The sequence below is a fragment of the Dictyobacter aurantiacus genome (assembly GCF_003967515.1).
Lineage (GTDB): Bacteria > Chloroflexota > Ktedonobacteria > Ktedonobacterales > Ktedonobacteraceae > Dictyobacter > Dictyobacter aurantiacus.
On sequence record NZ_BIFQ01000002.1, the window covers coordinates 2,063,399 to 2,077,000 of the forward strand.

14 protein-coding genes and 1 pseudogene are annotated in these 13,602 nt (G+C 49.9%); 9 read left to right on the top strand and 6 right to left on the bottom strand.

Going from position 1 to position 13,602, the window contains the following annotated elements:
• Window positions 1-5 precede the first annotated feature (5 nt).
• Genes KTT_RS33105 through KTT_RS33115 form a run of 3 tightly spaced genes read left to right on the top strand, consistent with a single transcriptional unit; the run spans window position 6 to window position 3,300 of the window.
• Complete coding sequence (locus tag KTT_RS33105; protein WP_126601729.1) at window positions 6-1,802, top strand: reverse transcriptase/maturase family protein; 1,797 nt, start codon at window positions 6-8, stop codon at window positions 1,800-1,802.
• A 46-nt stretch (window positions 1,803-1,848) separates the two neighbouring features.
• A complete protein-coding gene (locus KTT_RS33110) occupies window positions 1,849-2,868 on the top strand; it encodes a hypothetical protein (protein ID WP_126602073.1) in 1,020 nt (339 codons plus the stop codon).
• 33 nt (window positions 2,869-2,901) lie between these two features.
• Window positions 2,902-3,300 (top strand): transposase, encoded by a 399-nt coding sequence (locus tag KTT_RS33115; protein ID WP_126602075.1) that lies wholly within the window; start codon window positions 2,902-2,904, stop codon window positions 3,298-3,300.
• Between the two features lie 61 nt (window positions 3,301-3,361).
• Here the strand turns inward: KTT_RS33115 and KTT_RS33120 are convergent.
• The 4 genes and pseudogenes from KTT_RS33120 to KTT_RS33135 all read right to left on the bottom strand — a co-directional run.
• Window positions 3,362-3,532, bottom strand: a pseudogene (locus KTT_RS33120) (amidohydrolase family protein); the annotation flags it as partial.
• 37 nt (window positions 3,533-3,569) lie between these two features.
• A complete protein-coding gene (locus tag KTT_RS33125) occupies window positions 3,570-4,541 on the bottom strand; it encodes a P1 family peptidase (RefSeq protein WP_126602077.1) in 972 nt (323 codons plus the stop codon).
• Window positions 4,542-4,966: 425 nt separating this feature from the next.
• Window positions 4,967-5,551: a hypothetical protein gene (locus tag KTT_RS33130; protein WP_126602080.1), complete on the bottom strand. Its 585-nt coding sequence runs from the start codon at window positions 5,549-5,551 to the stop codon at window positions 4,967-4,969.
• 263 nt (window positions 5,552-5,814) lie between these two features.
• Complete coding sequence (locus KTT_RS33135) at window positions 5,815-6,006, bottom strand: hypothetical protein (RefSeq protein ID WP_126602082.1); 192 nt, start codon at window positions 6,004-6,006, stop codon at window positions 5,815-5,817.
• 533 nt (window positions 6,007-6,539) lie between these two features.
• Here KTT_RS33135 and KTT_RS36875 point away from each other — a divergent pair.
• A complete protein-coding gene (locus KTT_RS36875) occupies window positions 6,540-6,698 on the top strand; it encodes a VOC family protein (RefSeq protein WP_218031072.1) in 159 nt (52 codons plus the stop codon).
• Here KTT_RS36875 and KTT_RS33145 read toward each other — a convergent pair.
• Window positions 6,688-7,488 carry an alpha/beta fold hydrolase gene (locus tag KTT_RS33145; RefSeq protein WP_126602084.1) on the bottom strand — a complete coding sequence of 267 codons (801 nt, stop codon included), beginning with the start codon at window positions 7,486-7,488 and terminating at the stop codon, window positions 6,688-6,690. The genes KTT_RS36875 and KTT_RS33145 overlap by 11 nt on opposite strands.
• A 154-nt stretch (window positions 7,489-7,642) precedes the next feature.
• Between KTT_RS33145 and KTT_RS33150 the strand changes: the two genes are divergently transcribed.
• The gene (locus KTT_RS33150) at window positions 7,643-8,452 is read left to right on the top strand and encodes an alpha/beta fold hydrolase (RefSeq protein WP_126602086.1); all 810 of its coding nucleotides are present in this window, start codon (window positions 7,643-7,645) and stop codon (window positions 8,450-8,452) included.
• Window positions 8,453-8,681: 229 nt separating this feature from the next.
• On the opposite strand, the gene KTT_RS33155 is transcribed toward KTT_RS33150, so the two are convergent.
• Complete coding sequence (locus KTT_RS33155; protein WP_126602088.1) at window positions 8,682-9,563, bottom strand: UTP--glucose-1-phosphate uridylyltransferase; 882 nt, start codon at window positions 9,561-9,563, stop codon at window positions 8,682-8,684.
• 335 nt (window positions 9,564-9,898) lie between these two features.
• Between KTT_RS33155 and pnuC the strand changes: the two genes are divergently transcribed.
• The 4 genes from pnuC (at window position 9,899) to KTT_RS33175 (ending at window position 13,112) form a co-directional block, all read left to right on the top strand.
• Complete coding sequence (pnuC, locus tag KTT_RS33160; RefSeq protein ID WP_126602090.1) at window positions 9,899-10,609, top strand: nicotinamide riboside transporter PnuC; 711 nt, start codon at window positions 9,899-9,901, stop codon at window positions 10,607-10,609.
• Window positions 10,606-11,571 carry an AAA family ATPase gene (locus tag KTT_RS33165; protein WP_126602092.1) on the top strand — a complete coding sequence of 322 codons (966 nt, stop codon included), beginning with the start codon at window positions 10,606-10,608 and terminating at the stop codon, window positions 11,569-11,571. The genes pnuC and KTT_RS33165 overlap by 4 nt, the downstream gene beginning before the upstream one ends.
• A 107-nt stretch (window positions 11,572-11,678) precedes the next feature.
• Complete coding sequence (locus tag KTT_RS33170; RefSeq protein ID WP_126602095.1) at window positions 11,679-12,494, top strand: YwqG family protein; 816 nt, start codon at window positions 11,679-11,681, stop codon at window positions 12,492-12,494.
• Window positions 12,495-12,605: 111 nt separating this feature from the next.
• Window positions 12,606-13,112, top strand: a complete 507-nt coding sequence (locus tag KTT_RS33175; protein ID WP_126602097.1) for an HIT family protein — start codon at window positions 12,606-12,608, stop codon at window positions 13,110-13,112.
• The last annotated feature ends 490 nt before the right edge of the window (window positions 13,113-13,602 follow it).

Consider the following 13,602-nt stretch of genomic DNA (forward strand, 5'->3'; position numbering starts at 1 on the left):
GCGTAATGCAGGAGGCCAGGGTTTACTTGGAACTCGTTCGAGAACGTGGGAAAAAGCGATTACCATTGACCCGCGTGTATCGACAATTGTTCAATCGTGAATGGTACCTGATTGCTTACGGCAAAATCTATCGGAACAAAGGAGCCATGACCCAGGGGGTCACAACGGAAACCGTTGATAGCATGTCCCTGGCGAAAATTGATGCGATCATCAACGCATTACGTCAGGAACGGTATCAATGGAAACCGGTGCGACGGGTTGTCATTCCAAAGCGGAACAGCACGAAGACGCGCGCTCTGGGTCTTCCAACGTGGTCAGATAAGCTGTTACAAGAAGTTATTCGCCTCATACTTGAGGCATACTTCGAACCAACTTTTTCTGAACACTCCCACGGTTTTCGGCCCGGACGAGGTTGCCATACGGCTCTCAAGGACATTTACGACCATTGGGCTGGAGTAACCTGGACCATTGAGGGAGATATTGCTGCCTGCTTCGACAACTTGTCGCACGACTTGTTGCTCGATACCCTGGCAAAATATATTCATGATGGTCGCTTTCTTCAACTCATCCGCAGTTTGCTGAAAGCAGGATATCTAGAAAACTGGAAATGGAACCGCACATTAAGCGGTGCACCGCAAGGCTCAATTCTTGGTCCAATACTTTCCAATATCGTGCTCAGCCATCTGGATACCTTTGTCGAAGACACGCTCATCCCAGCATACACCAGGGGAGAACGCCGCAAGGCCAACCCCATCTACACTCGCCTCAGCAGTACCATCCGTCGAAAGCGGCAGCAGGGAAAGCAAGAAGAAACGAAAAGCCTGGAACAACAGCGGCGCTCTCTTCCTTCGATCGATCCCTACGATCCCGATTACCGACGGCTCCGGTATTGTCGCTATGCAGACGACTTTTGCCTGGGAATCATCGGGCCAAAGGAAGATGCCAAGGAAATCAAACGCCAACTGGGAATGTTCCTGCGTGAGTCTCTCAAACTGGACCTCTCAGAAACCAAAACGCTTATTACCCATATGCGCACGGAAAAGGCGAAATTCCTTGGGTATGAAATCTCGACCTTTCAGCGCAACGATGCGCATGAGCAAGCGTACTACAAGCGACGTGTGCTCAACGGGAAGATAGAACTCTCTCTTCCTGCGGCAGTAATCCAAGCCAAATGCCAGCGGTACATGACCCATAACAAGCCAATCCATCGCACGGAGATGCTCAATGACTCGGTCTTTTCGATCATCGTGCATTACCAGGGGGTGTATCGGGGCGTCGTGGAGTATTACCGCCTGGCTCACAATGTCTATGGATTAAACAAGCTGAAGTGGATCATGGAGCAATCCCTGGTCAAAACACTGGCAGCCAAACTCAAAATCTCAGTGCATCAAGTCTACGAACGCTTCCGAGCCACCCTGATGACCGATGGGAAAGTCTACAAAGGACTGCAAACGGTCATCCAGCGGGAAGGGAAAGACCCCCTCATTGCCCAATGGGGTGGTATTCCTCTGCAACGCCGTATGGAGGCGGTTCTCAATGATGATCCCTACCTTTATTGGAATGGGCGAACGGAAATCGTTCAACGACTGCTTGCGGAGACATGTGAACTCTGTGACTCGCATACGCAGATCGAAGTCCACCATATCCGAGCTCTGAAGGATCTTGAACGCTATGGTCGGCCTGAAAAGCCAGCGTGGGTCAAAACGATGGCGGCACGTCATCGAAAAACACTGGTTGTCTGCCAATCCTGCCACAAAGCTATTCATGCCGGGAAACCGCTGACATCTCATCGCCTCGAATGAACATTACCAGAGAGCCGGATGAATCGAAAGGTTCCCGTCCGGTTCGGTGGGGGGCCGATGGAAAAGTGCTCCGCTCTTTGCGGAGGAACTCGCCAGCGGCCTACCCTGTAGTTTACCTTTAGACGACGAAGGGTTCGATTTTACCATTTTATGCGATTTTCGCCAACGGCTCATCGACGCCCATGCCGAGTCTCTCGTGCTCGAACCCATCTTGATAGTCAGCCGGCAACGGGGCTGGCTCAAAGCCGGCGGCAAACAACGGACGGATTCAAGCGCAGTACTCGCTGCGGTGCGAACGCTCAACAGCCTGGAAAGTGTTGGTGAGAGTATGCGGGCCGCGCTCAATGACCTGGCGAAGCAGAACCCGGAGTGGTTGCTTTTGCATATGGCCCCCGACTGGTTCGATCGTTCTGCTCACCGTTTTGAGATGACACGCTTTCCCAAGCAGGAGAGCAAACAACAGGCCCTACGCAAGCAAGTAGGAGAGGATGTGGCACGGCTTTTCGATGGTCTCGAACGGCAAGAAACGCCCGCAGCTCTGGGCCAATTGCCCTCTGTCATCCGTCTCCGACAGGTCTTTGATCAGCATTACGAGCGTAGCCAGACTGGAGTGCGATGGCGTGATGGGCCTGCGGTCACGAACGAGGACCGGATCGTGTCGCCCTACGATGAACAAGCACGCTCGGCTCGCAAACGAGAACTCATCTGGTTAGGGTACAAGATCCATCTGACAGAGACCTGTGATCAAGATCCGCACATGCCCCATCTGATTGTCCAGGTTCACACGGTCCCGGCGACGACTCCTGATAGCATGGCAGTGGAACCGATCCTGCAGGACCTGCGTGAACGCGAGGTGGCCCCTTCGGCCCTGTTCGTGGATCAAGGCTACACCAGTGCCACCTCTCTTGTCGAGCAAGCCAAACAAGGAACCGAGATGATGGGTCCGCTCCAGGAGTCAACCAGTTGGCAAGCGCAAGCTGGAGAGGGGTATGGGCTGTACGACTTTGAAGTGGATTGGCACCAGCAACGGGTCCGTTGTCCTCAAGGCCATCTGAGCCAGCGATGAGCTCCGTTTCTTGACCGACACGGCACAGGCAAGATTGAGGTTCGTTTTCCTCCCCAATGCTGTCAGGCGTGCATGGCACGAGAACACTGCACAACTGGGGCCAAGGGGCGTATTCTCAAACTTCTGCCTCAAGAAGCCTATGAGGCATTAGAGCAGCGTCGAAAAGAGCAAGACACGTCTGCTTTCCAGAAGGAATACGCCCTGCGTGCTGGTGTTGAAGGAACCATTTCACAAGCAGCGCGTCGGACCAGAATGCGACGGAGTCCTTATCGCGGGGAGCGAAAGACGCATCTGCACCATGTACAGATTGCGGCCGGGATCAATGTGGTACGCATCATCGCGCATCTTCAAGCACAAATGCAAGGGACACTTTCGCGTCCCGAGCGCCAAGCTACGCCCTTTGCTCGTCTCAGGGAGGTGGCTCGACTGTGATGTTCCGATGTCTGCACAAAATTTCCCAACAGAGTCATGAATGACGAGGGCTTTCTCGCTCGCTTTGTGTAAAAGGCATGGTAGGATCGGTTGAGGATGGCAGGATATTTGGAAATGAGGCGATACGGATGATATAGGGCGCATGGCCCCCTCCGGCACCTTCGGTATGGTAGGTGTGGATCGTCCTCTGTCCAATGGCCGCGATCGTATCCTCGACAAAGCCAGCTTCATTGGCAGAAAGTGGTTCCTTCCTTTTTTCTTAGAAAGTCTTATTGCGCTGGCCCGCTGTTGAGAACCGCATCCCATGCCAGTTCTGATGCCAGTATTCCGAGCATCGTTCCACTGACACGAGCATCGTTTACTTCATTGGTCGTCACGGTATATAACACATCACCATCATTGATGGTCTGAAATGGTTGAATAGCTCGCGCCATCGAGCTATGGACTTGCCTTCCTAATTGGCGCAGTTCTTCTGGACGTAAGCATTGATTAGTAACGACAAGTGTCAGCGTGGTATTGCCAAAGGCCGTAGTGACCACTTCACCACGAGCAAGTCGCTGTTCCAGATCCTCAACGGGAGAGAGGCGTAGACCGGTCCTGGGGTCGCGGTTACCCCGTACAACCTGGCCCTGCCGATCAATGATGATACCAACGGCGTTGACGACCGTGAATACGCCAATCCTGGTGTCTCCAATCTGGCGAAAGGCACCACCTTGTCCCGAAGGCTCTTTGTGTGTGAGATTGAAGATATTGCCGCACGTGGCTGATCGGCCAGCACCTCGCGCCCCCAGAGGAAAAAGACCAGGGCGCGCCGCTTGGAGGGCGGCTTTTCCCAATTGAAGATCAGGATAGATGACATTGTCACGTGCCCCATAATCATTGATAATGGCTCCAGAAACTAAAGCCATATGTTTGCTGGAAACCGACGCCTTCGTTTGGAGGGCAGAAGCCCGTTGCTCAAAGATGGCGGCAGTGACTCCACTTGCAGCTTCCAGTCCATAAATAGAGCCACCAGCGAAACAAATTGCATGGTTGCGTTCATAATCGCCAGTCTTACCGACCAATCCTCCACGCGCATCTATTGCCGTCGCCACCCCATCGGGGAAGTAGAAAACGGTACAACCGGTTGGCCCCTCTGCATATTCAGCCACACCAATGTGCAGCGCTGGAAAATCAACGGGTAAGGTTGGCCCTTCAAATGAAGTTTGGGGCACAAGGGAAAGAGAACTATTCATCAACATATGTTGAATCTCCTGTTTACAAAGCACTAATATTTATCATATTCATTTTAGCCAATAAATATAATAGCTCATTCTCATGATAAAAGCGATACACCATGTATAGGATTAGTCAGTGAAATGTATATTCCTGGTTTTTGGCTGTCATCGCAGATGCTTGACCAATAAGGATGTGGTGCAAATAAAGGTTCGGCAGTTTCGCCGATAACTGCCCAAGGAGTGAGGGTAAATGGAGAGCTCGCCCAGCAGATTTTACCTGGTTCTGACAAAATCTAAGCACACTACGGAGGCCCATATCCTTCAGGAGGATATCAGAATAATTTAGCTTATTAACCACTCAGGAAACTCTGAAAGGAAATTTTGGAATGTAATTTGATCTGCTTCTAAATTTTCTTTAACGGATCAGATTTGGAATCACCAATTTCTGATTACTGCGTCTCGGGGTGTTCCGTTGTGTTTGCTTCCTCCGCAGAGGGTTCTATCTCAAAATACCTCTGCATCGCGCGACGATAACGCTCCAGGTCGTCTAAGTCTCCTGTTTGCTGGCACTCTTCGATATACGTTCTTGCTTTCTTTGCCCATTCCTGCTCGATGGAGTGGAGGTATATCAGGGTAGTAGAGACCCCTGCACCAACTAGAAACTGAATATCAAAACCACACCAGGTATCAAAGGATGCTCTTTTGGCTTTCCACAGTAGCTCTACATCCTCAAGCTGACCGAGCAGAAAGAGCAGAAAACCACTAAGGTGGATGTTATCACTCTCTGTTTCGATGTCATTCTTGCGACAAGTGATTTCTTGTTCCATCAGAAAGCGAAGGAGCGGGCGGTCTTTCAATGAGAGTGTGTTCTGCAACTCCTTGAGGACTTGGGCACGCAATGTTGCGTGTGGATCAGAGCCATCCTCATTCTTGGGGGCGCCTTCCTTCAGGTAGGTGAGCGCGTGAAGGACCTGCGAGGAAGGCAGTCCAGACAGGCTATTTCTTGCTTCTTGCACAATATTTGCTGCTTGCATACAGTCTCTTTTCTTTCAGCGGTATTTTCCGTATTATACCTTGAGAAAAGAAGTTGCTCAAACAGACAAATGAAGATCAATTGTCTCTTTAGTTTATGAAATGTGGTTATACTGCTGATTTTATGAAGAATGGGGCTGTGGCTTGTGTTCAATTCCTTGTGATCTACCAGTGAAAATACAAGATATTTTTATTCGATAACTTTTTTACCTTTGTCCTCTTGCCTTTCTAACTCAACACGCCGCCAATGAGGGAGTTGGCCGATCTAGCCAAAGGTAAACCCGCATACGAGTCCGCTGGCAATACCTCCTACGACGCCGAATAAGCCAGCGGCAATCAGGGCGTTGCGAGCTGAGTTGCGTATGCCTTCATTCGCATACGCCAGCTGGTGTTCTTCAAGGAATGGTACTTGACCAACCGCTGTGAAGGATTCCAGTGAGAATACTGGCAATGCCACTGACTAATCCGATGATGATGCTATAGATCAGGCCATATGGGATGCCATAGAAGAAGCCACCAGCTCTTGTGATGATGGCGATTAGTGCTCAGGGCGCAATAATGATGCTCAGGCCTAACCCTTTTTGAATAGTGGTGGTGAGATTACGACCGATTTCCCGCCAGGGCCGGGCGACTGTTTCAGCCGGTTGATGTCAGGTCTGGTTGCCTGTTATAGGCATGCTTGCTGTGCGTGTTTTATAATAGAGAAAAATACATGCACAAAAGTCTTGACAGACTCCTTGATTTAGATGAGCTATAGCGTCTATGCTAGCTCTGGTCTGATTCTCTTACCTTGGCGATGTTTTTCCTTTACAGCTTGCGTGTCTGAGATTAATGCGTGCCGCATTGGCAGATGATAGATGCCCACATGTATCGTCATTATGTTACAGCAAGCAAAATAAATTTAAACCACAAGGATCGCTTCTGTTCTCTTTTCAGCCTATACTTGAAGCAGAAGAGTTATTGAAGATCCAGAAAGAGGAGCTAACCATAATGAATACGATGCAAATGAAACTTGAACTGATAATCGTGCCTGTTTCAGACGTTGATCGCGCCAGGACTTTTTATACAGAGATGATTGGCTTTGCTCCTAGTTTCCAGGAAGAGGATCAGATAGATAGGTGGTCAAGGCGTTATCAGGTTATAGATTAGCAAGGAATGTGCTGATCGCGTCGTTGACCGCCTCTGGTTCCTCCACCGTTGATGTATGCCCTGCCTCTGGTATGATAACCAGTTGTGAACCAGCAATCCGGTCGTGGAGTCGTTGCGCATTCTCGGGAGGTGTGGCTACATCCTGCTCTCCGACAATAATCAGCGTGGGGATGCTGATCTTTTCGAGCTCGTCATAGACGTTCTGACGATTGACCACGCCCATGGTGGCGCGGGCGCTGCCGATACGATTATTGTTGATAAGTCGTTGTCGCCACTCACGACGCTGCTCACTTCGCGCTGGATCATTGAGAAACTTCTGCCCAAACATTGTCTTCATTACGGGTCCACTGACCATGCTCAGACCGGTCCAACGCCCGATGAAGGCAAGTTGTTTGTACTGGGATATATGTTCGGTGGATTCTGGATCAGCGGAGGTGTCCAGTAATAGCAGGGATTTGAGTAGCTCAGGTCGTCGCGCAGCCAGGCGCATACCGATGAAACCACCCATCGAGAGTCCAAGAAAATGGCAAGGCCCATGTCCCAGTTCTTCAATCATGGCAGCGGCATCCTGGTAGAGTGTTTCCATATCATAGCCATCACGTGTCACTTCGCTCTGACCCTGGCCACGGTGATCAAAGGCAATACAGCGATAGCGATCGCGTAGTGATGCGACCTGTTCATCAAACATGCGGCAACTCCAGAGGAGACCGTGTGAAAAAAAGATTGTTTCGGCACCGCTACCTTGTTCCTCATAATACAGTTCAGCACCATTAACGCGAATGCGAGGCATGCCTTGCTCCTTTTATCGCTCAACTACAATTTATAGGCATTATAGCATATATATATTTACATACTTCTTTATTCCGCATTAGTCCAGTGCTTTTCTATTTGCAATATGGTGTTAGTGCAATCAAAGAATCATAGACAAGGGGGAGAAAAGCTTTATGAAGCAAAAAGATGAACCTATTGTTGTCAATGTTGCTGAGCGTCGGCTGGTCGGGAGAAAAGCAGGACATGGAGTACCGACTATCGTGCTGGAAATGGGCCTGGGAGCGGCAGGCAGCTTCTATGATGAGATTGCCAGGCAACTTGCTACGTTTACTCGCGTGGTGTGGTACGATCGCGCTGGACTTGGACAGAGTGATCCTGTTCCGACGCCTCGGACCATTCAAGACCTGGTTTTTGATTTACATGCTTTGCTTCATACTGCCGATATTTCCGGTCCCTACATTCTGGCCGGGCATTCCCTGGGGGGATTGACGATACGCTTCTACAAGAAGCATTATCCTGAAGAAGTGGCAGCCCTGGTCTTGATCGATTCCGCGCATGAAGAACAACAACAACGACAGTTGGCTATCCTGCCTTCTTCGCAAGCAAATGAGCCGAACGCTCTGGCACAACTACGCTATGCGTGGGAGGTGAGTTGGTGCGATCCATTTAGCAATGAAGAGCACATCGACAATCTAGTCAACAGTGAGCTCATGCGCACCTGCGGAACGCTTGGCTCGACGCCGTTAATAGTCGTCAGCCGAGGACGTTCAAATAGAGATCCTGATAACTATCCTCCTGGTTTGGTAGAGCAAATTGAACAGATCTGGTACCAGATGCAGTGCGAACTAGCGGGTCTCTCATCCAGGAGCAAACATATCATCGCTGAGCACAGCGGCCACCTCATTAACAAAGATGAGCCAGAGGCGCTGATAAAAGCCTTCCGAGAGATCGTAATGCAGGTAAGACAAGAAATGGAGATTTGAAAAGAGGAAGGCTTCCGATTATTTATCCTTTGTGGGCAGAGGATGTTGGCGTGTCTGAGGGTATCCCGCATTTGTCCAGTCCGAACATGTGGAGCATCAAATGCATGGCTACTTTACTGACTTGAGCTTGAAATGTTGCACTGTAAAGGAAAGAGGCGAGGGAAGCATGCCTCTTTCCTTTACTCTATCTAATGAGAGGTAAGCCAAACCCTCTCATGTTGCCAGTCAATTAGTCAAGCGGGAGGGCTTTCAGAAACGCTTTGAATTCGGTCTTCAGATCAGGATGGTGCAACGCGAGCTCAACAACCGCCTTCAGGTACTCCAATTTGTTTCCGGTATCATAATATCGCCCGTCCTCAATTTCACACGCATAGACAGGATACCCTGTGCGAATGAGTTCGGCGATAGCTTCCGACAACCAGATTTCCCCTCCTGGGCCAGGGTTTTGGTGACGTAAAAGCGCAAAAATGTCGGGTGGAAGAATATAGGCCCCGACGGTGGCCAGGTTTGAGGGAGCCTGGTCAGGCTGCGGTTTTTCTACAATATGTTTGATTCTATAGACATTTCCTGCAACAGGTTCAACATCGGCAATGCCATAGCGTGAGAGATCCTCTTTGTTCTGGATTCTCACTGTGGAGATCACCGCCCCTCCATATTGCTCATAGACACGGATCATCTGAGACAGCCTTGGGGGAGTACTGCGAATAAACTCGTCTCCCCACATGACCACAAACGTTTCATTTTCAATCACTGGCTCAGCACACAATACAGCCGTCCCAGTCCCGTACTTCCCTTTTTGACGAATAGCGATAAAGTTCGCCTGGTCAGTAATGCCGCGTATCTCTTCCAGAAGATCGGTTTTGCCCCCTGCTTCAAGATTGTTGAGCAGTTCAGCATTGGGGACATCGAAATGATCTTCGATGGCCCGCTTGAGCGCACCCGTCACAATGACAACATCTTCAATGCCTGCGGCAATCGCCTCTTCCACAACGTATTGAATGATAGGCTTATCCACAATCGGCAGCATCTCTTTCGGCATTGCCTTGGTCTGTGGAAGGAATCGTGTCCCAAAACCTGCTGCTGGAATAACAACTTTACGGATTTTCTGCATAGAATTGCCTTTCGTGTTTACACAGTATTATACAACGGGGCTGTATTTGTATTGCCCTGCGGCAGTTTCTCAAGTGGAAAATAGCGTGGTTGTCTTCGTTGCTCTGTACAAGAGCGTTGGGTGGCTTGAAACCCTGGTAACAATACACTCAAAGAAGAGTGTAACTGGTATTATAAGGAAATACAAGTTTCTCTCGCGTATCACTGATCTGGCTCACTTCAACGTCAGTTATTGGAGATGCGCTAACTTTTTCGCGCAGTGGATGTGGTATACTTGTTCTAAAAAGATGGATGGATCTCTATATTGGCCTATAAAGCGGGCGGCAGGATGCTACCTTGAAACGAAGAAATGTAATCTTTCTTGCCCTGTTTACCATGGCTTCTCTCGCTCTCCTGGCGGGTTCCTGGTGGCAGGTGATTCCTTTTACACTGGCAGAAGATCTGGGATTCATCACAGGCGCTTTGTCGGTTTGGCTGACGGTGGTGGAGAATATCTGGAATTTTCCTATCGGAATTGCCAACGATGTCTTTTTCTTTGTCCTTTTCTGGCGCGTCGGGCTTTTCGCAGATATGAGTTTGCAGGTGCTCTATGTGCTGCTGGGCTTCCAGGGCTGGTATCTCTGGTTGCGCGGTGGAAAAAATAAGACGGCCTTGAAGGTTTCCCACGTTTCTCCGCTTGAACTTCTGATTCTGTCCCTCATCGCAATCGCCGCTACGGCTGTCCTGACCTTCTATCTACAAACTGTGCAGGATTCGGCTCCATTTCTGGACGCATTGACAATGGTTTTGAGCCTGGTCGCCCAGTATATGCTGAATAAGAAATTTCTGGAGAACTGGTATTTCTGGATTCTTGCCGATCTGATCTATATTCCGCTCTATGTGTACGAGCGGCTCTATTTGACGAGCGTGGTTTATGTGGTTTTCCTGGCGATGTGCCTCCTGGGGGTACGTGCGTGGCTGCAATCCAAACGCCAGGAAAGCAAACTCCAAATGGTGGCTGGCACAGCCTCTCTGGATGAGGCTACGCTCGAGGAGAAAAATGTATGACAAGCGGGCTAGTGCTTGGCCGTTTTATTCCTCCCCATCTTGGCCATCAGTATTTGATTGATTTCGCTCAACAGTATGTCGATGAACTGCTGCTGGTGGTAGGCACCCGGCCAACTGACTCGATCGCAAGCGAATTGCGCCTGGAGTGGATCAAGGAGATGGCACCCAGGGCACGGGTGATCCATGTTAACGACGAAAATCCAGAGGAGACGCATCCTCAGTATTGGCAGATCTGGGAACAGACGCTGCGTGCCGCTCTGCCTTTCATTCCTGATTACATTTTTGCGTCCGAGGATTATGGTTGGAAATTAGCTGAACTACTGGGCATGATCTATATTCCGGTCAACCATCCGCGCACACTGGTGCCTATCTCGGCCACGCGCCTACGCTCCAATCCGCTTCACTACTGGCAGTATCTCCCGCTCGTGGTGCGACCTTATTACGCCAAACGCGTGTGCATCTATGGTCCTGAATCCACCGGCAAATCCACCCTGACCATCGATCTCGCCCGACATTTCCAGACCGTTTTTGTCGAAGAGTACGCCCGGGGGCTGCTCGACTTCAAAAATGGCCGCTGCGATGACCTGGAGGATATCAACAGAATCGCGCGCGGACAGCGGGCTTCAACGGAGGCCCTGGCGCGCCAGGCCAATCGCGTGCTCTTCTGCGACACCGACCTGTTGACCACCACCGTCTGGAGCAACGTCCTCTTTGGTACCTGTCCGGCCTGGCTCTATGCAGCTGCTGACGAAATGAACTATGATCTGTACCTGGTGACCGATATCGATGTACCCTGGGTCGATGACAACCAGCGTTTCTTCAAGAATGAACGCCAGGAGTTCATGGACCTCTGCCTGCAAGCCCTACGTGAGCGGAACCGCCCCTATCTCATGATCAGCGGAAGCTGGGAAAAACGTTTTGCCAGGGCTGTCCAGGCCGTTGAAAATCTGCTGGGAACATGAGTCTGGCAGGCTTCTGAAAGCGACCATCACTTCCTCAGCAGAACTATCAGGAGTGTATTCGGATCGCCTTCTCAAATACCGCATGTCGAGCAGTAGGGAGGAAACGTATGAGCCGATTACAGCAGCTCCTGGAGACCGGGGGACTGGCTCAGGTGAGCACAGAGATTATGCAGGTGGTATTGCCATCGATCCGCCTCAAAGCTTATTCCATGGAGGAAGCGCAGCTTGAGCCAGGGGCGACTAAATTCGGGGGTGCTCCGAATCTCTCTGCGGCAAATCTATGGCCAGAATGTGATGGCGTCCCGCTGCCGTTTGTAGCACAGATCAACCTGTCTGAGGTGACTTCGTGTGATCCCATGCGCCTCTTGCCGATCAGGGGGTTGCTCTCCTTTTTCTTTGACATCGATGCTTTCTTCGATTCATGGCCTCGTCGCCAGAGCACCTGGCGTGTATTGTATGACTCCGATGCGCCCACTGACCTCCAACGAGTTGCCATTCCAGAGATGATCGCCAGGCGTCGCCGCTATCGTTCCAGTGCTGTAACGTGTTCCACGGAGATCACATTGCCAGATTATAGCCAGTATGATTCCACCTCTGTGGAGCGACTGGGCTTGTCAAGACCGCTCACCGATGAAGAAGAGCAGGCCTATTATGAGGTACAGGCACAGCTTGCAGGCAGAGCGGGAACCCAACGCCACATTCCTCTTCATCGTCTTCTGGGACACCCAGATGAGGTCCAATGGGATATGCACTGCGAGCTTGAAGGCCCACCAAACGACTGGCAACTCCTGTTTCAGATGGGTAGCGACGATGTTCCTGATACGGAGTGGGGAGATACCGGACGGATTTACTACTGGATTCGTACACGAGACCTGGCAAAGAGAGATTTCAGTAAGGTGAAGTTGATTTTACAATCAACCTGATAGGAACGCATTCATCTCGTTTGCAGTTCCCGTGAGTAGAGCGCTGCATAGCGACCAGATGATGTTTAACTCTATCGTCTGAACTCAATACAGATACATTGGAGAGAGGATATGAATACCACTCCTTCATGGGAAGAAGATCGTCACCGGCTTAATCAAGAGATCGAAGCGCTGCGAGAGCGTGGGATTTGTTATTCTTGCCATGACCTGGCTACCGGCTCTATCTTTGGGCAGCAAGCCCTCATACATGAAGATGATCAGTTTAAAGTGGTCCTTGACCAGTATCCACGCATGCTCGGGCATACCATTGTGATCTACAAGCCACATCGAGAAGATATTTCTGAGCTTTCGGATGAAGAAGTGAAATCCCTCTTTCAACGCTGTCTTCAGGTTATAAAGGTTCTCAAAATAGCTCTTCACGCTGAAAAGGTCTATCTGAATACCATGTGTGATGGATCAATTAATCATGTCCACATCCAACTCTTTCCTCGTTACGCTGGCGATCCTATCGGTTCAAAGCGGTTTGTGTTGCCACGTGGTTCCCTTGAGAATGGTGAGGAGCTAGCCAGACAGATTCGATACGCCCTCCTCCCCATTTTAGAGAGACAAGAACCATAGAGACCTCTCTCTCCGATATGGGTCACGAGGAGCAGGATCACATTTTTGTTCCAGATAGTGTGGCACGCCAGAGCCAGGCATCATCTGGCTCGGTGTGCTGCACACTGCTCTCCACTATTGGCGTTCTTCAGAGGCAAGGGCGTGTTATCTATTTCGCTGATCATCATGAAGAAAATCTCTTGATCCATTTGCTAGATAGTGAATTGTGGTCGGCATCGCATTCTTCTGATTATTAATTCTAATAGTATTGCATAGTTTGATCCACATACCCTGTGCTATTTTTTGTGTTCCTGTCTTATGCAGTCTTCTGTAATTTTTCTCATATGAATAGGTGTCTCTATACATAAAGAGTCTAGAAAAGACGCTCGGTAATATTTATTTAATCGTAAATGTTGTAATTTTTTTAGGTAAGGGGAAAGTAAGTATATACATTTATAATTTTATTATCTCTTACCAGATAAGTTGGAGTGATTGTTACTGCTGCTGGTGC